Genomic DNA, 17877 nt, shown 5'->3' on the forward strand with positions numbered 1-17877 from the left:
GCTGGCTAATGTGCAGTCGCCTGCAGGCCCGCCAGCAACAGCCGCTGATACAAATCTTCCTTTAGCCCTTCCGGCTTATCCAACCGCATCCGCTGCAGATGCTTGGGGAACGCCTCCGGCTCCGGCGCATCCAGCGCCGCCTTGCCCAGCTCCAGAATCTCCGTCAGCTTGAATTTGCTCTTGAGCCAGTTCAACGCCCGCAACAAATCCCGCTCCTCATCTGTAAAGTCGCTGCCCAGCGGGTACTCCGGGAACAGCCGATGATGACGTGCCTGAATACCTTTGAGCCGCTCCGGCGTGTTATCGGCAAAACGCGGATCCAAGCGGAAATCCTTCGGCAACTTGCCGGCCTTCTGCGCCTGTTCGATCAAATCGTCCTGGAAGCGTGAGTCGGTAACGTTGAGCAACGCCTCGATCACTTTGGCATCCGTCTGACCGCGCAAATCGGCGATTCCGTACTCGGTGATGACGATATCCCGCAGGTGCCGGGGAATCGTGCAGTGGCCGTAATCCCAGACGATATTGGAACTGACCTCCCCCGCCGACTCACGCCAGCTGCGCAAAATCAGGATCGAACGCGCACCCTCCAGCGCATGCCCTTGGGCAACGAAGTTGTACTGCCCGCCCACGCCGCTGAGCACGCGGCCATCCTCCAACTGATCGGCCACGCCCGCGCCGAGCAACGTCACCATGATCGCGCTATTGATAAACCGCGCATCCAGGCGTTGCAGGCGCTTGAGTTCTTCCTGGCCGTACAGCTCATTGATGTAGCTGATGCGGGTCATGTTGAATTCAAGGCGTTTGGCGTGGGTCATTTCCTGCAGGCGCTGGTAGAAACTTCGCGGGCCGAGGAAGAAACCGCCGTGGATCGAGATGCCATCCGGCTGTGCGGCGTCATCCAGCAAACCGGCGTTGGCCTGTTCCTGCGTCGCCACGTCGGGGTAAACCTTGCGGCGGATAATCCCCGCGTCCGCCAGCACCAGCAGGCCGTTGACGAACATTTCGCTGCAACCGTAGAGGCCACGGGCGAACGGATCGACGCCGCCTTCATGGCTGATCAACGGCGCCCATTGATAAACGTCCAGGTCCGTCAGCAACAACCGGTAGGCTTCGTTATCCGCCTGGCGCGCCAGCAGCGCGGCGGTCAGCGCATCGCCCATGGAGCCGATGCCGATCTGCAAGGTGCCGCCGTCGCGCACCAAGGTACTGGCATGCAGGCCGATAAAGTGGTCCTGGAAACCCACCGGCATGTTCGGCGTGGAGAACAGCGTGGTGCTGTCTTTTTCATCGATCAGGTAATCGAAGGCGTCCATGCCCAACTCGGCATCGCCGGGCATATAGGGCAAATCGCTGTGGACCTGCCCGACGATCAGCACGGTTTCACCGGCATCGCGGCGCTTGGCGATCATCGGCAACAGGTCGAGGGTGATATCCGGGTTGCAGCTCAGGCTCAGGCGATCCGGGTGTTCGCTGCTGCTGGCAACCAGTTGCGCGACCAGGTTCACGCCCGCGGCGTTGATGTCGCGGGCCGCGTGGCTGTAGTTGCTGCTCACGTAGTCCTGCTGCGCCGACTCACTGTGCAGCAAGCTGCCGGGCTGCATGAAGAACTGCTGCACGTGGATATTTTTCGGAAGGCCGTCTTTGTGCAGGTCGGCCAAAAAATCCAGCTCGGGATAATCGCCAAACACCCGCTCGATAAAGGGTTCCAGAAAGCGCTTTTGCAACCCATCACCGAAGGGCGGTCGCCCCAGGGCCAGCGCGGTGTAGATCGTCAGTGAGCGCTCGGGCAATTTGGCGACACGCCGGTACAGCGCGTTGACGAACAGATTCGGCTTGCCCAGGCCAAGCGGCATGCCCATGTGGATATGCGCCGGCAAGCGCGCCAATACGTCGTCAACTGCTTGCTCGATTGAACACAACTGCACCATCCGACCCTCCTGAACATTCCATGATTAGGGGTTGGACCGAGCTTGCCGGGTCTTTGCTGCAAATAACAGGGCTGAAACACAAATCGCGGGTACAAAAAAGCCGCTCGTAAGCGGCTTTTTGGCGAAGATCGGTTTATTTCAAGCCGGACATCTTCTCGATCGCACCTTTGAGGTCATCATCCGAGCAATCGGAGCAGGTGCCTTTAGGTGGCATGGCGTTGATGCCCGTGATCGCCTTGGCCAGGATGCCATCCAGGCCGCCTTGATGATCGGCGCGTTCTTTCCAGGCCGCGGTGTCGCCGATTTTCGGCGCGCCCAACAGGCCGGTGCCGTGGCAAGCGTTGCAGTGCTTGGCGATGATCTCATCCGGCGTCTTTGCAGCGCCGCCGCCTGCGGCCACCGCCACTTCCATGCCTTTGCATTCCTGGCCCTGGACGCACACCTGGCCGACCGGCTCCAGGCGCTTGGCAATGTCATCATTGGTCGCAGCTTGAGCGCTGACAGCCCATAGGGCCAGTACGGTTGCTGGTGCAGCCAGCATTTTCATAATTAGGTTCACGCGTTCACCCTCAATGGTGGCTATTCACGCCTGCGGCCACGGTTTCGCAGGCGGCGAAAGTATAACGGTTAGCCCGCCTTGCCGAAACAACCCTATTAAATAAAGGGAGATTCGGCTTCACGGATACAGCTGCGGGAGTCTCTGCAACGCTGGCAGGACGCCTCTTTTCTTAAAAGTTCGCGGGTGTGGCTGCGCTGATTAGTCGCGCCGGCACGTCGAACGGATTGCGAAAACGATGAGGCTTGGTGCTTTCAAAGTAGTAGCTATCGCCGGCTTCGAGCACAAAAGTTTCAAGACCGACCACCAACTCCAGGCGACCTTCCACCAGAATCCCGGTTTCTTCGCCTTCGTGGGTGAGCATTTCCTCGCCCGTGTCGGCACCCGGTGGGTAGATTTCGTTGAGAAATGCGATCGCCCGGCTGGGGTGAGCCCGGCCTACCAGTTTCATGGTGACGGCGCCGTCAGAGATGTCGATCAGCTCATTGGCTTTATAGACGATCTGCGTCGGTATTTCCTGGAGGATCTCCTCGGAAAAGAACTCGACCATGGACATGGGGATGCCGCCCAGCACCTTGCGCAAGGAGCTGATCGAGGGGCTGACGCTGTTTTTTTCGATCATCGAAATGGTGCTGTTGGTGACACCCGCGCGCTTGGCGAGCTCGCGCTGGGAAAGACCCTTCAGTTTACGGATGGATTGCAGTCGTTCGCCGACGTCCAATGCAGGAGCCTCCTAGGATTCAGGCTTTGTTGTAATTGAGCGTTATCATGGCGACAGCGTTCAGTATTTACAACACTTGGGCCTAAATCCCGGGCGGTTGTGTTCGTACCGGGCGATCAAGCGCCGCAATAGAGCCTTGGCACGCGGCGCAGGTTGCAGAACAGTTGGTAGGGAATGGTCTCGGCGGCGACCGCGACATCGCTGGCAAGGATGTTTTTACCCCACAGTTCCACAGTGGAACCGAGCCCGGCCTGCGGCACGTCCGTCAGGTCGATGCACAGCATGTCCATCGACACACGACCCAGCAACTGGCTGCGCTGCCCCGCCACCCATACCGGCGTACCGGTTGGCGCGTGACGCGGGTAACCATCGGCGTAACCCATGGCGACGACACCGATGCGCATCGGCTTGGGCGTAATGAACTTGGCGCCGTAGCCCACCGGCTCACCGGCTGGCAGTTCCCTTACACAAATCACCTTGGATTCCAGGGTCATCACCGGTTGCAAACGCGATGCCACGGCCTGGTCTTCGCCAAACGGCGTGGCGCCGTAAAGCATGATGCCGGGGCGCACCCAGTCGCTGGACACATTCGGCCAGCCCATCACCGACGGCGAATTGCGCAGGCTGACTTCAGCCGACAAGCCCTGGCGCGCCGCTTCAAACACCGCCACCTGTTCATCGCTGCGCACGCAGTCAAGTTCATCGGCGCGGGCGAAGTGGCTCATCAAAACAATCTTGGCGACTTTGCCACTGGCCAGCAGGCGTTGGTAAGCCTCGTGATAATCCTTCGGATGCAGGCCAACACGGTGCATGCCGGAATCGAGCTTGAGCCAGATAGTCAGCGGTTTGCTCAGCTTGGCCTGTTCGATCGCATCCAACTGCCACAGCGAATGCACCACGCACCAGAAATCATGCTCAATGATCAGCGGCAGCTCGTCGGCCTCAAAAAAACCTTCCAGCAACAGCACCGGCGCACGAATCCCGGCGGCACGCAGCTCCAGGGCTTCCTCGATACACGCCACGGCAAACCCATCGGCCTCGGCTTCCAGCGCCTGGGCCACGCGCACGGCGCCATGCCCGTAGGCATCGGCCTTGATCACGGCAAGGGCCTTGGCTCCCGTGACTTCACGGGCCAATTGGTAGTTGTGGCGCAGGGCTTGGAGATCGATCAGGGCACGGGCAGGACGCATGGCGGCAGGCTTCTAGGCGGCAGAGTGAAGAAAAACCGGCACCGACCGACAACGTCGGCACCGGGAGAGGGATCGTTGTTAAGGCAGGGCCGCCACGACGGACAGCTCTACCAGGATTTCCGGTTCGCACAGCTTGGCTTCCACCGTGGCACGGGCGGGCGCGACACCTTTGGGCAGCCACTTGTCCCACACTGAATTCATGCCAGCGAAATCCGCGTCGATGTCCTTCAGGTAGATCGTCACCGACAGCAGCTTGCTCTTGTCAGTGCCGGCCAGGTCGAGCAAACGCTCGATATTGGCCAGGGTTTCACGGGTCTGCTGTTCAATCCCGGCGTTCATGTCGTCGCCGACTTGCCCGGCCAGATACACGGTACCGCTGTGAACAACGATCTGGCTCATGCGCTCATTGGTGAGCTGGCGCTGGATTGACATGTTGTGCGGACTCCTGGTGGTTGCCATAACGGGAAATATCGAGGCCTTCGGCGCTGATCTGCGGTGTTTTCTTCGCCATCAGGTCGGCCAGCAAACGACCGGAGCCACAGGCCATAGTCCAACCGAGGGTGCCGTGACCGGTATTCAGGAACAGGTTCTTGAACGGGGTGGCACCGACAATCGGCGTGCCGTCGGGGGTGGTCGGGCGCAGGCCGGTCCAGAAACTGGCTTCGGTCAAATCGCCGCCCTGAGGATAAAGGTCGTTGACGATCATCTCCAGGGTTTCGCGCCGACGCGGATTCAGCGACAGGTCAAAACCGGCTATTTCAGCCATGCCACCGACGCGGATGCGGTTGTCGAAACGGGTGATCGCGACCTTGTAGGTCTCGTCGAGAATGGTCGAAGTCGGCGCCATCGCCGGGTTGGTGATCGGTACGGTCAGCGAATAACCCTTGAGCGGGTACACCGGTGCCTTGATCCCCAGCGGCTTGAGCAATTTCGGTGAGTAGCTGCCGAGGGCCAGTACGTAGCGGTCGGCGGTTTCCAGCGTGCCGTCGATCCACACGCCGTTGATGCGGTCACCGGCGTAGTCGAGGCGCTGGATGTCTTGTTCGAAGCGGAACTCCACACCGAGTTGCTTGCACATGTCGACCAGACGGGTGGTGAACATCTGGCAGTCGCCGGTCTGGTCGTTCGGCAGGCGCAAGGCACCGGCGAGGATATCGGTGACGCTGGCCAGGGCCGGCTCGACGCGGGCAATGCCGGCGCGGTCGAGCACTTCGAACGGCACGCCGGACTCTTTCAATACAGCGATGTCCTTGGCCGCGCCATCCAGCTGCGCCTGGGTGCGGAACAGTTGTGTCGTCCCCAGGCTACGGCCTTCGTAGGCAATGCCGGTTTCAGCGCGCAGTTCGTCGAGGCAGTCGCGGCTGTACTCGGACAGGCGCACCATGCGCTCCTTGTTCACCGCATAACGGTTGGCGGTGCAGTTGCGCAGCATCTGCGCCATCCACAGGTATTGGTCGATATCGGCGGTGGCCTTGATGGCCAGCGGTGCGTGGCGTTGCAGCAGCCACTTGATGGCCTTGAGTGGCACGCCCGGCGCGGCCCATGGCGACGCATAACCTGGGGACACCTGGCCGGCGTTGGCGAAACTGGTTTCCATGGCAGCGGCGGGCTGACGGTCGACGACCACCACTTCAAAGCCGGCCCGCGCCAAATAGTAGGCACTGGTCACACCAATGACGCCGCTACCCAAGACCAGAACGCGCATTTTTATATCCTCATCGCGGGCATGGCCGCTGACGTGTGTTATTCGAGCAATGATGAGCGCAGTTTAAAAAACAATTGCCAGTGCATTTCACTATATAACTGCCTATATTTGGCGACAATTCTCGGCAAAAACCCTTTTCACAGAGGCGTATCCCCTATGCGTACCAACACCCAGACCAAGCGGGAGCTGGACAAGATCGACCGCAACATCCTGCGCATCCTGCAAACCGATGGGCGTATTTCGTTCACGGAGCTGGGGGAAAAAGTCGGGCTGTCGACCACGCCCTGTACCGAGCGTGTGCGCCGGTTAGAGCGCGAGGGGATCATCATGGGCTACAACGCGCGGCTCAACCCGCAGCATTTAAAGGGCAGTTTGCTGGTATTTGTCGAGATCAGCCTCGATTACAAGTCCGGCGACACCTTTGAGGAGTTTCGCCGCGCGGTGCTGAAACTGCCTCATGTACTGGAATGTCACTTGGTCTCAGGCGACTTCGATTACCTGGTAAAGGCACGGATTTCCGAGATGGCGTCGTACCGTAAACTGCTGGGCGATATTTTGCTCAAGTTGCCCCATGTGCGGGAGTCCAAGAGCTATATCGTGATGGAAGAGGTGAAAGAGAGCCTGAACCTTCCGATCCCGGACTGAATAGCGGCTAAACCAAGACCTGTCGAGTGCTGGCCATGTACTCATGGATCTGTTTCTCCACCCGCGGATGAATCAGCTCCACCGGGCGCCGCCCATTCGGGCACGGCAGGGTCTTGGTGGTGCCGAACAGCCGGCAGATCAACGGCCGCTCGTCGTACACCGTGCAGCCGTTGGAGCCCAAGTGCACACAGTTCAGTTCATCCATGGCCGCATCCTGCTCGGCGGCGGTCTTGCGCGGCAGGCGCGACATTTCCTCGGGCGAGGTGGTCACCGGCCCACAGCAGTCGTGGCAACCGGGGACGCACTCGAACGAAGGAATCTGCCGACGCAGCGCGCTGATTTTCTGACTGTTGCAACTCATCGAAACACATACCGAACGGCGAATAGAGGGGGATTCTGCCGCAAAACGCCCCTCGCAGACAGCTTCCTCCGACCACTGTATCCTGCGTCAAATTTTCCAAACAGAGATGCCCTCCATGACAGCCAGCGCCCGGCATGCAGACTCTTACTACGCCGCCAGCAGCCTGGCGCAACTCGATCATCCGACGCTGACCGGCGAGGTGGTTGTGGATGTATGCGTTGTCGGCGGTGGTTTTTCTGGACTCAACACGGCTCTGGAACTGGCTGAGCGAGGCTTGCGTGTGGCGTTGCTGGAGGCGCGCAAACTCGGCTGGGGCGCCAGTGGACGCAATGGCGGACAGCTGATTCGCGGGGTCGGGCATGGCCTGGACCAGTTCGCCAACGTGATCGGCACCGACGGCGTGCGCCAGATGAAACTGATGGGCTTGGAGGCGGTGGAGATCGTGCGCGAACGCGTCGAGCGTTACCAGATTCCCTGCGACCTGACCTGGGGTTACTGCGACCTCGCCAACAAACCCCGCGACCTGCAAGGCTTGGCCGAAGACGCCGAAGAGCTGCGCGGCCTGGGTTATCGCCACGAAGTGCGCTTGCTGCACGCCAACGAGATGAGCAGCGTCATCGGCTCGGACCGCTATGTGGGCGGCATGGTCGACATGGGTTCCGGCCACCTGCACCCGCTCAATCTCGCACTCGGCGAAGCGGCCGTGGCGAAATTGCTGGGGGTGAAGCTGTTTGAACACTCCGAAGTCACCCGCATCGATTACGGCCCCGAGGTCAACGTGCACACCGCCCAGGGCAACGTACGCGCCAAGACCCTGGTGCTGGCTTGCAATGCCTACCTCAACGGCCTCAACCCCCACCTGAGTGGCAAAGTGTTGCCCGCCGGTAGCTATATCATTGCCACCGAGCCATTGAGCGAAGCCCAGGCCGCCAACCTGCTGCCGCAGAACATGGCGGTGTGCGACCAACGTGTCACGGTGGATTACTTCCGATTGTCCGCCGACCGCCGCCTGCTGTTTGGCGGCGCCTGTCACTACTCCGGTCGCGACCCCAAGGACATCGGCGCTTACATGCGTCCGAAAATGCTGAAGGTGTTCCCGCAATTGGCCGACGTTAAAATCGATTACCAATGGGGCGGCATGATCGGTATCGGTGCCAACCGCTTGCCGCAGATTGGCCGCCTGGCCGACCAACCCAATGTGTATTACGCCCAGGCCTACGCCGGCCACGGCCTCAACGCCACCCATCTGGCGGGCAAGTTGCTGGCCGAGGCCATCAGTGGCCAGCAACAGGGGCGCTTCGACCTGTTCGCCCAGGTGCCACACATCACCTTCCCCGGCGGCAAGCACTTGCGCTCGCCGCTGTTGGCCCTGGGGATGCTCTGGCACCGCCTCAAAGAACTGGTGTGATTCAGTCGCGCCAGAAGGGTTTCAGACCTTCCTGGCGCGCCTGTTCGGCGGTCAACCCGACATCGCGCAATTGTTCACGGGTCAGATGCAGCAACGCCTTGCGCGTGTGACGACGGTGCCAGAACAGACCCCAGCGGCTGATATCGCGCGGCGCAGTCGCCCGCTCTTGCCCTGCCTGCAGTTCCTGACCGTGTAGCGCCAGCCGCACATCGCTCATGCCGTTCATTTTGCTGCCCCTCGTTTGCGTTGTTGCCTTGAGTGACCAGCATGGGCGCAGGGCAAAAACCATTACAGATTCAACCCGGTTTTATTAAATCCATACAGATACTGCCTACGAGCGGCTGAATCCTGTATTTTCTGGCTATCTGTAATGGTTTCTCGGGAGTGACTGCCATGACCCTGTACATGAACCTCGCCGAATTACTGGGCACTCGCATCGAACAGGGCTTTTATCGCCCTGGAGACAGGCTGCCTTCTGTACGGGCTTTGAGCGTGGAACACGGGGTCAGCCTGAGCACCGTGCAGCAGGCCTATCGCTTGCTGGAAGACAACGGCCTGGCGACGCCCAAGCCAAAATCCGGCTACTTCGTACCCGTCGGCCGCGAGTTGCCGGCCCTGCCTGAAGTCGGGCGTCCGGCGCAACGGCCCGTAGAGATATCGCAGTGGGACCAGGTACTGGAGTTGATTCGCGCAGTACCGCGCAAAGATGTCATACAGATGGGGCGCGGCATGCCGGATGTATTGTCGCCCACCATGAAGCCGCTGCTGCGCAGCCTGGCTCGCGTGAGCCGCCGCCAGGATCTGCCGGGGCTGTATTACGATAATATTCTCGGCTGTATGGAGCTGCGCGAACAGATTGCACGACTGTCACTGGATTCAGGCTGCCAACTGACGGCCGAGGACATCGTGATCACCACCGGTTGCCATGAGGCGCTGTCCGCGAGCATCCATGCGATCTGCGAGCCTGGCGACATCGTCGCGGTAGACTCACCGAGCTTCCACGGCGCCATGCAGACGCTCAAGGGCCTGGGCATGAAGGCCCTCGAAATCCCCACCGACCCGATCACCGGCATCAGCCTCGAAGCTCTGGAATTGGCGCTGGAACAGTGGCCGATCAAGGTTATCCAACTGACCCCCAACTGCAACAATCCCCTGGGTTACATCATGCCCGAGGCGCGCAAAAAGGCGCTGCTGACCCTGGCCCAGCGTTTTGACGTGGCGATCATCGAGGACGATGTGTATGGCGAACTGGCTTACAGCTACCCACGCCCGCGCACCATCAAGTCCTTCGATGAGGACGGTCGTGTATTGCTGTGCAGCTCGTTTTCGAAAACCCTGGCGCCGGGCTTACGCATCGGCTGGGTCGCACCGGGCCGCTACCTGGAACGGGTGCTGCACATGAAGTACATCAGCACTGGCTGCACCGCGACACAACCGCAGATCGCCATTGCCGAATTCCTAAAAGGTGGCCACTTCGAACCGCATTTGCGGCGGATGCGCACCCAATACCAGCGCAATCGCGACTTGATGATCGACTGGGTCAGCCGCTACTTCCCGGCAGGCACTCGCGCCAGCCGCCCTCAAGGCAGTTTCATGCTCTGGGTCGAACTGCCGGAAGGCTTCGATACGCTGAAACTCAACCGAATCCTGATTGAACAAGGCGTACAGGTGGCCGTCGGCAGCATCTTTTCGGCATCGGGCAAATACCGGAACTGCCTGCGCATGAACTATGGGGCCAAGCCCACGCCGCAGATTGAAGAAGCTGTGCGCAAGGTGGGTGCTGCCGCCATCAAGCTGTTGGCCGAGGCTGCCGACTGACCTTTCGCGGGAATTTGCCGTCATATGTCGACAACCGCCCTGATCTGGAAGCAACTCCCTTGATGATTCAACGGCTATTACCGTTTTTCCTGTTGGGAGCCCTGGCGCTGGGCGGCTGCGCGACGGTGAGCACGCCGCGCGTCCCCAGCGACGCCCTCCCCGCCGCGCAATCGTCGTTCGGCCGCTCGATCCAGGCCCAGGCCGCGCCCTATCAAGGCCGCTCCGGCTTTCGCCTGCTGCCCAACAGCAGCGAGGCTTTCATGGCCCGCGCCGAGCTGATCCGCAACGCCCAGACCAGCCTCGACCTGCAGTACTACATCGTGCACGACGGCATCAGCACGCGCATGCTGGTGGATGAACTGCTCAAGGCCGCCGACCGTGGCGTGCGTGTGCGCATCCTGCTGGACGACACCACCAGCGACGGCCTCGACCAGATCATCGCCACCCTCGCCGCCCACCCCAAGATCGAGATCCGCCTGTTCAACCCCTTGCACCTGGGCCGCAGCACGGGCGTTACGCGGGCCATGGGCCGGCTGTTCAACCTGTCGCTGCAACATCGGCGCATGCACAACAAGCTGTGGCTGGCGGACAACAGCGTGGCCATCGTCGGCGGACGCAACCTGGGGGATGAGTATTTCGACGCCGAGCCCAACCTGAACTTCACCGACATCGACATGCTCAGCGTGGGCCCGGTGGCCGAGCAGTTGGGCCACAGTTTCGACCAGTATTGGAACAGCGCCCTGAGCAAGCCGATTGATGACTTTGTCTCCAATACGCCCTCCAAAGGCGACCTGGTCGCCGCGCGTGTACGTCTGGAAGCGTCCCTGGCCGAGTCGCGCCAACAGAACCACGCGCTGTACAACCGCTTGCGCACCTACCAGACCCAACCACGCATGGACACCTGGCGTCGCGAGCTGATCTGGGCCTGGAACCAGGCGCTGTGGGACGCGCCGAGCAAGGTGCTGGCCAAGGCCGACCCGGATCCTCGACTGTTGCTCACCACCCAACTGGCGCCGGAGTTGGAGGGCGTCAATCACGAGTTGATGATGATCTCGGCGTACTTCGTGCCAGGGCAACCGGGGCTGGTGTACTTGACCGGGCGCGCCGATGCAGGTGTGTCGGTAAGCCTGCTGACCAATTCCCTGGAAGCCACCGACGTGCCTGCCGTGCACGGCGGTTATGCGCCGTATCGCAAGGCCCTGCTGGAGCACGGCGTGAAGCTGTATGAGCTACGCCGCCAACCGGGCGACCCCAGCGGCGGCAGCGGCCCGCACCTGTTTCGTCGCGGCACCTTCCGCGGTTCGGATTCGAGCCTGCACAGCAAGGCGATGATCTTTGATCGGGAGAAGTCGTTTATCGGCTCATTCAACTTCGACCCACGCTCGGTGCTGTGGAACACCGAAGTCGGGGTGCTGGTCGATAGCCCAGAGCTGGCCAAACATGTGCGCAACCTGGCACTGCAAGGCATGGCGCCGCCCTTGAGCTATGAGGCGAAGCTGCAAGATGGCCAAGTGGTGTGGGTGACCGAAGATAACGGCCAACTGCACACCCTGACCCGCGAACCGGGCAGTTGGTGGCGACGCTTCAATGCCTGGTTTGCTACCAGCGTCGGCCTGGAGCGCATGCTCTAGGCCGGCTGCGCCGCGCCAAATGCACCTTGGCGCAGCAACAACACCACCAACCCCAACGCACCGGCCGCCATCAGCAACGGCAATGCATGCCCGCTGATCCACTGACTGCCGGCGCCGGCCACCAGCGGGCCGATCAGGCAACCGATCCCCCACAACTGCGCCACGTGGGCATTGGCGCGCACCAGTGCATCGTCGCGGTAACGCTCGCCGATCAGGATCAACGACAGGGTGAACAAGCCTCCGGCACTGGCGCCGAACAACACCCAGATCGGCCAGATCAACACCGTGTGCATCAGCGGTGGAATCGCCAGGCTCGATGCCAGCAACAACACCGCACAGCTCAGGAACAGCGTGCGTCGCGGCAGGTAGTCGGCCAGCGCGCCGATGGGCAACTGCAGCAGCGCATCGCCGACCACCACCGTGCTGACCATGGCCAGGGCGATCTCGGCGGTGAAGCCTTGTTGCAGGCAATACACCGGCAACAACGTCAGAATCATCGCCTCGAAGGCGGCGAATAGAGCCACCGCCCAGGCAATCGCCGGCAGGCTCAGGCAGAAGCGCCACAGGTCGGCGAAGGTCACGCTGAAGGACTCGGCGGTCGGCGCGCCGGATCGCCCCAGCAACAGGAATGGCGCCACCACTAACAGGCCTACGCCGACCCAGAAACCGTAATCATGGTCGGTGCCGATCAAGCCCAGCAGCAACGGGCCTGACAGTTGGCTCAAGGCATAACTGCAGCCATACAGCGCCACCAGCCGGCCGCGCCACTGCTCCACCACCAATTGGTTGATCCAGCTTTCGCCGAGGATAAACACGATGGTCAGGATCACCCCGATCATCAGGCGCAGCACCAGCCAGACCGGGTAACTGGGCAGGATCGCCAGCAAGCCGATGGACACCGCGCCCGCCCACAGGCACAGGCGCATGAGGTTGGCGGTGCCGAGCCATGAGGCCATGCGACTGGAGACCTTCGCGCCGAGCAGTACGCCAAAGGCCGGCATGGCTGCCATCACGCCGATGGCGAAACTGCCGTAGCCCCAGCTTTCGAGGCGCAGGGACACCAGCGGCATGCTGACGCCCAGGGCCAGGCCGACGCTGAGTACCGAGGCCAGGACGGCGAAATAAGTCGCCCAACGCATTTCCACGCTCCTGTGGATAATTTTTAAGATCACACGAAACAATGTGGGAGCGGGCTTGCTCGCGAAAGCGGCGTACCAGTCAATACATGCGTGACTGTCATACCGCATTTCGCGAGCAAGCTCGCTCCCACATTTGGCCTGCGGTGTGGCTTAGAGCTTGATCCAGGTCGCCTTCAGCTCGGTGTACTTGTCGAACGCATGCAGCGACTTGTCGCGACCGTTGCCCGATTGCTTGAAGCCACCGAACGGCGCGGTCATGTCGCCGCCATCGTACTGGTTGACCCACACGCTACCGGCGCGCAGGGCTTTGGCGGTGAGGTGCGCCTTGGAGATATCGGCTGTCCACACGGCTGCGGCCAGGCCGTAGATGGTGTCGTTGGCGATGGCAACCGCTTCTTCGGCGCTGTCGAAGGTGATCACCGACAGGACCGGGCCAAAGATCTCTTCCTTGGCGATCTTCATGGCGTTGGTCACGCCGTCGAAAATCGTCGGCTCCACATAAGTGCCGCCGGTTTCTTCCAGCGTGCGCTTGCCACCGGCGACCAACTTGGCGCCATCGGCATGGCCGGCTTCGATGTAGGACAGCACGGTGTTCATCTGCTGGGTGTCCACCAGTGCGCCAACGTTGGTAGCTGGATCCAGTGGGTTGCCAGGTTTCCAGCCCTTGAGGGCTTCGATCACCAGCGGCAGGAATTTGTCCTTGATGGAACGCTCGACCAGCAGGCGCGAACCGGCGGTGCAGACTTCGCCCTGGTTGAAGGCGATGGCACCTGCGGCGGATTCGGCGGCGGCTTGCAGGTCGGGCGCATCGGCAAACACGATGTTCGGGCTCTTGCCACCGGCTTCCAGCCATACGCGCTTCATGTTCGATTCGCCGGAGCGGATCAACAGCTGCTTGGCGATTTTGGTCGAACCGGTGAACACCAAGGTATCGACGTCCATATGCAGCGCCAGCGCGTTGCCGACGGTGTGACCGTAGCCGGGCAGCACGTTGAACACGCCTTTTGGAATACCGGCCTCAACGGCCAGGGCCGCAATGCGGATGGCGGTCAGCGGGGATTTTTCGGACGGCTTGAGGATCACCGAGTTACCAGTGGACAGCGCTGGGCCGAGCTTCCAGCAAGCCATCATCAGCGGGAAGTTCCACGGCACGATAGCGCCAACCACGCCGACGGGTTCGCGGGTCACCAGGCCCAGTTGATCGTGCGGAGTGGCGGCGACTTCGTCGTAGATCTTGTCGATGGCCTCGCCGCTCCAGCTCAGGGCATTGGCTGCGCCGGGTACGTCGATGTTCAGGGAGTCGCTGATCGGCTTGCCCATGTCCAGGGTTTCGAGCAGCGCCAGCTCTTCGGCATTGGCCTTGAGCAAGGCTGCGAAACGCAGCATGGCGGACTTACGCTTGGCGGGTGCCAGGCGCGACCACACACCGGAATTGAAGGTGGCGCGGGCGTTTTCGACGGCGCGCTGGGCGTCGGCGGCGTCACAGCTGGCAACGGTAGCCAGCAGACGGCCATCGACCGGGCTGATGCATTCGAAGGTGTCACCGGAAACGGCGGCGGTGTATTCGCCATTGATGTAGGCGCGGCCTTCGATCTTCAGATCCTTGGCGCGTTGTTCCCAGTCGGCACGGGTCAGGGTGGTCATGCGAGTGTCCTCCTCTTATTGAATACAAGGGCCAGGGGATGTCCCTCGGCAGCCTTAAAGAATTCTTGCCCGCCAGCCAATGGTTCGGCGCAAGGCAGCTGCCACCCTAAACCAGCGGCCGGGGATGTTTCAATATATTTGACATAACGCCGGTAAACGCCCTTGCGATGTTCATTTTAATAAACATAGACTTTGGGCTCTCCAACCGCAGGCCAGACGGGACACGCACATGAGCATCCAGGACATCGTCGACTTCAGCCAAGCCAAGACCGCCGCCGAGCGCTACCGCCCCGCCGCCGAAAAAATCCTCAAGGGTGATCCCGAGCAGACGATCTACAACCACTACAACAGCCCCTGCGGCCAGATGAGTGCAGGCGTGTGGGAAGGTGAAGTCGGGCACTGGAAGGTCAACTACACCGAGCATGAGTACTGCGAAATTGTGCAGGGCGTTTCAGTACTGCGTGATGCCGATGGCAACGCCAAGACCTTGCGCGCCGGTGACCGCTTCGTGATCCCCGCCGGGTTCAGCGGCACCTGGGAAGTGCTGGAGCCGTGCCGCAAGATCTACGTGGTGTTTGAACAGAAAGCCTGACCGGCAAATCGCAGGCAAAAAAAAGCCCGAATCGTGAGAGACGGGCTTTTTTTCACAAGGAGGAAAATCAATTACTTGATTTTGCCTTCTTTGTAGATCACGTGCTTGCGAACGCGCGGGTCGAACATTTTCTTTTCGAGCTTGTCCGGGGTAGTACGCTTGTTCTTGTCGGTAGTGTAGAAGTGACCAGTACCGGCGCTAGAGATCATTCGAATCAATTCACGCATGATATAGCTCCTTAGATTGTGCCAGCGCGGCGCAATTCAGCCAGCACGACAGTGATGCCACGCTTGTCGATGATGCGCATGCCTTTAGCAGATACGCGCAGACGGACGAAACGTTTCTCTTCTTCAACCCAGAAGCGGTGATGCTGCAGGTTCGGCAGGAAACGACGACGGGTTTTGTTATTTGCGTGGGAAATGTTATTCCCAGTCACCGGACCCTTACCGGTAACTTGACAGACTCTCGACATGCCTCAGCCCTCTAAAACCACATGCCCAACCCGGCATGGGTTGGCCGCTTAATCTCTCAGTCATTTGGCGCCAGGCGCCGCGTTTCTTTAGGGTCTTACCGGCTACACCTACAAGCGAAGGAACCGGGCCCCTAGAAAAGAGCGCTGCTTTATACCAGAAAGACCCAGGTGCAACAACAGCCCGAGTGTTTTTACTGGCGTAAATCTCGGCGACAGACGCCTGAACCGTTGCCAGGAGGGGCCGCTGTCACAGCCGACCGCTCGTCGCACAGAATGATTTACAGCGCCCGCGCGCACGATGAAGTGCTCGGCAAAACGCGCTGAGGTGCCATCAAAACAGCATTTGGCGCAAAAGCACAGGCAAAAATGGGCTAGTCATTTACCAATCAGACCACTACGGTAGGACTTTTCCAGACTGCACTCGCAGATGGGCCTTCGATCTGCAAAGGAAACCGAACATGCGCCTCGCTGCCCTACCGCTATTGCTAGCCCCTCTCTTTATCGCGCCGCTGGCCTCTGCCGCCAGCAACTTGAGCGTCTGCACCGAGGCCAGCCCCGAAGGGTTCGATGTGGTGCAATACAACTCGCTGACCACCACCAACGCCTCGGCCGATGTGCTGATGAACCGCCTGGTGGACTACGATGCGGCGAGCGGCAAACTGGTGCCCAGCCTGGCGGACAGCTGGGAAGTCTCGCCGGATGGCCTGACCTATACCTTCAAGCTACACCCGGAGGTGAAATTCCACCGCACCGAATACTTCACCCCCAGCCGTACACTGACCGCCGAAGACGTGCGCTTCAGCTTTGAGCGCATGCTCGACCCGGCCAACCCCTGGCACAAGATTGCGCAGAGTGGCTTCCCCCATGCGCAATCGCTGCAACTGCCGACGCTGGTCAAGAAAATCGACGCCCTCGACCCGCTGACCGTGCGCTTCACCCTGGACCACGCCGACTCCACCTTCCTCGCTGCCCTGAGCATGGGTTTTGCCTCGATCTACCCGGCGGAATACGCCGACAAACTGCTCAAGGCCGGCACGCCGGAGAAGCTCAACAGCCAGCCGATCGGCACCGGGCCGTTCATTTTCAGCCGCTTCCAGAAAGATGCAGTGGTGCGCTACAAGGCCAACCCGGACTACTTTGCCGGGAAACCGGCTGTGGATAACTTGATCTTCGCCATCACTCCCGATGCCAACGTGCGCCTGCAGAAATTGCATCGCGACGAATGCCAGATCGCCCTGTCTCCCAAGCCGCTGGATGTGGGTGAAGCCGAAAAAGACCCAGCGCTCAAGGTCGAGAAAACCGCCGCCTTCATGACCGCGTTCGTGGCCATCAACAGCCAGCACCCGCCTCTGGACAAGCCCGAAGTGCGCCAGGCAATCAACCTGGCGTTCGACAAGGGCAGCTACCTCAAGGCCGTGTTTGAAGGCACCGCCGAAGCCGCCAACGGACCTTTCCCGCCCAACACCTGGAGCTACGCCAAGGAGCTGCCGGGTTATCCACAGGACCTCGCCAAGGCCAAGGCACTGCTGGATCGCGCCGGGCTCAAGGATGGCTTCAAGACCACGATCTGGACCCGTCCCACAGGCAGCCTGCTGAACCCCAACCCGAACCTAGGCGCACAGCTGTTGCAGGCTGACCTGGCCAAGGTCGGCATCCAGGCCGAGATCCGCGTGATCGAATGGGGCGAGCTGATCCGCCGCGCCAAGGCCGGCGAACACGACCTGCTGTTCATGGGCTGGGCCGGTGACAACGGCGACCCGGATAACTTCCTGACCCCGCAGTTCTCCTGCGCGGCGGTGAAATCCGGCACCAACTTCGCCCGCTACTGCGACCCCGCGCTGGACAAGCTGATCAGCGCTGGCAAGACCACCAGCGAGCAAGGCGTGCGCAGCAAGCTCTACCAGCAGGCCCAGGCGCAGATCCAGCAACAGGCGCTGTGGCTGCCGCTCGCGCACCCGACCGCGTTTGCCCTGGCGCGCAAGAATGTCGAGGGCTACCAGGTGAGCCCATTCGGGCGCCAGGATTTCTCGAAGGTCAGCGTCAAGCCCTGACAACCAGGCCCGCTCC

18 protein-coding genes are annotated in these 17877 nt (G+C 61.0%); 6 read left to right on the forward strand and 12 right to left on the reverse strand.

The genetic code is table 11. The features are described 5' to 3' along the window. Nucleotides 1-5: 5 nt before the first annotated feature. The 6 genes from HX812_RS04075 to dadA form a co-directional block, all read right to left on the reverse strand. Nucleotides 6-1928: an acetyl-CoA hydrolase/transferase C-terminal domain-containing protein gene (locus HX812_RS04075; RefSeq protein WP_038843534.1), complete on the reverse strand. Its 1923-nt coding sequence runs from the start codon at nucleotides 1926-1928 to the stop codon at nucleotides 6-8. Between the two features lie 133 nt (nucleotides 1929-2061). Beyond that, entirely contained in the window at nucleotides 2062-2475 is a 414-nt protein-coding gene (locus tag HX812_RS04080) for a cytochrome c5 family protein (RefSeq protein WP_016975909.1), read from the reverse strand. Nucleotides 2476-2656: 181 nt separating this feature from the next. Beyond that, entirely contained in the window at nucleotides 2657-3205 is a 549-nt protein-coding gene (locus HX812_RS04085; RefSeq protein WP_003176893.1) for a cupin domain-containing protein, read from the reverse strand. Nucleotides 3206-3321: 116 nt separating this feature from the next. After that, nucleotides 3322-4395 (reverse strand): alanine racemase, encoded by a 1074-nt coding sequence (gene alr, locus HX812_RS04090; RefSeq protein WP_038843533.1) that lies wholly within the window; start codon nucleotides 4393-4395, stop codon nucleotides 3322-3324. Nucleotides 4396-4473: 78 nt separating this feature from the next. Then, nucleotides 4474-4827 (reverse strand): RidA family protein, encoded by a 354-nt coding sequence (locus HX812_RS04095; protein ID WP_038843532.1) that lies wholly within the window; start codon nucleotides 4825-4827, stop codon nucleotides 4474-4476. Beyond that, on the reverse strand, nucleotides 4799-6100 hold the full coding sequence (gene dadA, locus HX812_RS04100) for a D-amino acid dehydrogenase (RefSeq protein ID WP_038843531.1): 1302 nt from the start codon (nucleotides 6098-6100) through the stop codon (nucleotides 4799-4801). Before dadA ends, HX812_RS04095 begins: the two co-directional genes overlap by 29 nt. Nucleotides 6101-6256: 156 nt before the next feature. On the opposite strand from dadA, the gene HX812_RS04105 reads away from it, so the two are divergent. Beyond that, nucleotides 6257-6745 (forward strand): Lrp/AsnC ligand binding domain-containing protein, encoded by a 489-nt coding sequence (locus HX812_RS04105; RefSeq protein ID WP_003176896.1) that lies wholly within the window; start codon nucleotides 6257-6259, stop codon nucleotides 6743-6745. Between the two features lie 7 nt (nucleotides 6746-6752). Here HX812_RS04105 and HX812_RS04110 read toward each other — a convergent pair whose 3' ends face one another. Further along, complete coding sequence (locus HX812_RS04110; RefSeq protein WP_038843530.1) at nucleotides 6753-7106, reverse strand: YkgJ family cysteine cluster protein; 354 nt, start codon at nucleotides 7104-7106, stop codon at nucleotides 6753-6755. Nucleotides 7107-7221: 115 nt separating this feature from the next. Between HX812_RS04110 and HX812_RS04115 the strand changes: the two genes are divergently transcribed. Beyond that, a complete protein-coding gene (locus tag HX812_RS04115; RefSeq protein ID WP_038843529.1) occupies nucleotides 7222-8514 on the forward strand; it encodes an FAD-binding oxidoreductase in 1293 nt (430 codons plus the stop codon). Nucleotide 8515: 1 nt separating this feature from the next. On the opposite strand, the gene HX812_RS04120 is transcribed toward HX812_RS04115, so the two are convergent. After that, nucleotides 8516-8740: a DUF1127 domain-containing protein gene (locus tag HX812_RS04120; protein ID WP_016975915.1), complete on the reverse strand. Its 225-nt coding sequence runs from the start codon at nucleotides 8738-8740 to the stop codon at nucleotides 8516-8518. A gap of 167 nt (nucleotides 8741-8907) precedes the next feature. On the opposite strand from HX812_RS04120, the gene HX812_RS04125 reads away from it, so the two are divergent. Then, nucleotides 8908-10332: a PLP-dependent aminotransferase family protein gene (locus tag HX812_RS04125; RefSeq protein WP_038843528.1), complete on the forward strand. Its 1425-nt coding sequence runs from the start codon at nucleotides 8908-8910 to the stop codon at nucleotides 10330-10332. 62 nt (nucleotides 10333-10394) lie between these two features. Continuing rightward, on the forward strand, nucleotides 10395-11963 hold the full coding sequence (locus tag HX812_RS04130) for a phospholipase D family protein (protein ID WP_038843527.1): 1569 nt from the start codon (nucleotides 10395-10397) through the stop codon (nucleotides 11961-11963). Here the strand turns inward: HX812_RS04130 and HX812_RS04135 are convergent. Both HX812_RS04135 and HX812_RS04140 read right to left on the reverse strand, forming a co-directional pair. Further along, on the reverse strand, nucleotides 11960-13102 hold the full coding sequence (locus HX812_RS04135) for an MFS transporter (RefSeq protein WP_038843526.1): 1143 nt from the start codon (nucleotides 13100-13102) through the stop codon (nucleotides 11960-11962). The genes HX812_RS04130 and HX812_RS04135 overlap by 4 nt on opposite strands. Nucleotides 13103-13252: 150 nt before the next feature. Beyond that, the gene (locus tag HX812_RS04140; RefSeq protein ID WP_010207491.1) at nucleotides 13253-14746 is read right to left on the reverse strand and encodes an aldehyde dehydrogenase; all 1494 of its coding nucleotides are present in this window, start codon (nucleotides 14744-14746) and stop codon (nucleotides 13253-13255) included. 229 nt (nucleotides 14747-14975) lie between these two features. Between HX812_RS04140 and HX812_RS04145 the strand changes: the two genes are divergently transcribed. Beyond that, nucleotides 14976-15338 (forward strand): cupin domain-containing protein, encoded by a 363-nt coding sequence (locus HX812_RS04145; protein ID WP_038843524.1) that lies wholly within the window; start codon nucleotides 14976-14978, stop codon nucleotides 15336-15338. 71 nt (nucleotides 15339-15409) lie between these two features. Here HX812_RS04145 and rpmG read toward each other — a convergent pair whose 3' ends face one another. Both rpmG and rpmB read right to left on the reverse strand, forming a co-directional pair. Continuing rightward, a complete protein-coding gene (gene rpmG, locus HX812_RS04150) occupies nucleotides 15410-15565 on the reverse strand; it encodes a 50S ribosomal protein L33 (protein ID WP_003176906.1) in 156 nt (51 codons plus the stop codon). 11 nt (nucleotides 15566-15576) lie between these two features. Further along, nucleotides 15577-15810 carry a 50S ribosomal protein L28 gene (gene rpmB / locus HX812_RS04155; RefSeq protein ID WP_010207494.1) on the reverse strand — a complete coding sequence of 78 codons (234 nt, stop codon included), beginning with the start codon at nucleotides 15808-15810 and terminating at the stop codon, nucleotides 15577-15579. A 458-nt stretch (nucleotides 15811-16268) separates the two neighbouring features. Between rpmB and HX812_RS04160 the strand changes: the two genes are divergently transcribed. Continuing rightward, nucleotides 16269-17861 (forward strand): ABC transporter substrate-binding protein, encoded by a 1593-nt coding sequence (locus tag HX812_RS04160; protein ID WP_038843522.1) that lies wholly within the window; start codon nucleotides 16269-16271, stop codon nucleotides 17859-17861. Nucleotides 17862-17877: the final 16 nt, after the last annotated feature.

The organism is Pseudomonas sp. IPO3749 (assembly GCF_013386605.1).
Classification (GTDB): Bacteria; Pseudomonadota; Gammaproteobacteria; order Pseudomonadales; family Pseudomonadaceae; genus Aquipseudomonas; species Aquipseudomonas azotoformans_A.

Excerpts from the sequence above, each read along its gene's own strand:
- rpmB (WP_010207494.1), bottom strand. The coding sequence starts at position 15,810 with ATGTCGAGAGTCTGTCAAGTTACCGGTAAGGGTCCGGTGACTGGGAAT.
- HX812_RS04140 (WP_010207491.1), bottom strand. The coding sequence starts at position 14,746 with ATGACCACCCTGACCCGTGCCGACTGGGAACAACGCGCCAAGGATCTG.
- HX812_RS04120 (WP_016975915.1), bottom strand. The coding sequence starts at position 8,740 with ATGAACGGCATGAGCGATGTGCGGCTGGCGCTACACGGTCAGGAACTG.
- HX812_RS04160 (WP_038843522.1), top strand. The coding sequence starts at position 16,269 with ATGCGCCTCGCTGCCCTACCGCTATTGCTAGCCCCTCTCTTTATCGCG.
- rpmG (WP_003176906.1), bottom strand. The coding sequence starts at position 15,565 with ATGCGTGAATTGATTCGAATGATCTCTAGCGCCGGTACTGGTCACTTC.
- dadA (WP_038843531.1), bottom strand. The coding sequence starts at position 6,100 with ATGCGCGTTCTGGTCTTGGGTAGCGGCGTCATTGGTGTGACCAGTGCC.
- HX812_RS04075 (WP_038843534.1), bottom strand. The coding sequence starts at position 1,928 with ATGGTGCAGTTGTGTTCAATCGAGCAAGCAGTTGACGACGTATTGGCG.
- HX812_RS04105 (WP_003176896.1), top strand. The coding sequence starts at position 6,257 with ATGCGTACCAACACCCAGACCAAGCGGGAGCTGGACAAGATCGACCGC.
- HX812_RS04095 (WP_038843532.1), bottom strand. The coding sequence starts at position 4,827 with ATGTCAATCCAGCGCCAGCTCACCAATGAGCGCATGAGCCAGATCGTT.
- HX812_RS04125 (WP_038843528.1), top strand. The coding sequence starts at position 8,908 with ATGACCCTGTACATGAACCTCGCCGAATTACTGGGCACTCGCATCGAA.
- HX812_RS04145 (WP_038843524.1), top strand. The coding sequence starts at position 14,976 with ATGAGCATCCAGGACATCGTCGACTTCAGCCAAGCCAAGACCGCCGCC.
- HX812_RS04110 (WP_038843530.1), bottom strand. The coding sequence starts at position 7,106 with ATGAGTTGCAACAGTCAGAAAATCAGCGCGCTGCGTCGGCAGATTCCT.
- alr (WP_038843533.1), bottom strand. The coding sequence starts at position 4,395 with ATGCGTCCTGCCCGTGCCCTGATCGATCTCCAAGCCCTGCGCCACAAC.
- HX812_RS04130 (WP_038843527.1), top strand. The coding sequence starts at position 10,395 with ATGATTCAACGGCTATTACCGTTTTTCCTGTTGGGAGCCCTGGCGCTG.
- HX812_RS04080 (WP_016975909.1), bottom strand. The coding sequence starts at position 2,475 with ATGAAAATGCTGGCTGCACCAGCAACCGTACTGGCCCTATGGGCTGTC.
- HX812_RS04135 (WP_038843526.1), bottom strand. The coding sequence starts at position 13,102 with ATGCGTTGGGCGACTTATTTCGCCGTCCTGGCCTCGGTACTCAGCGTC.
- HX812_RS04115 (WP_038843529.1), top strand. The coding sequence starts at position 7,222 with ATGACAGCCAGCGCCCGGCATGCAGACTCTTACTACGCCGCCAGCAGC.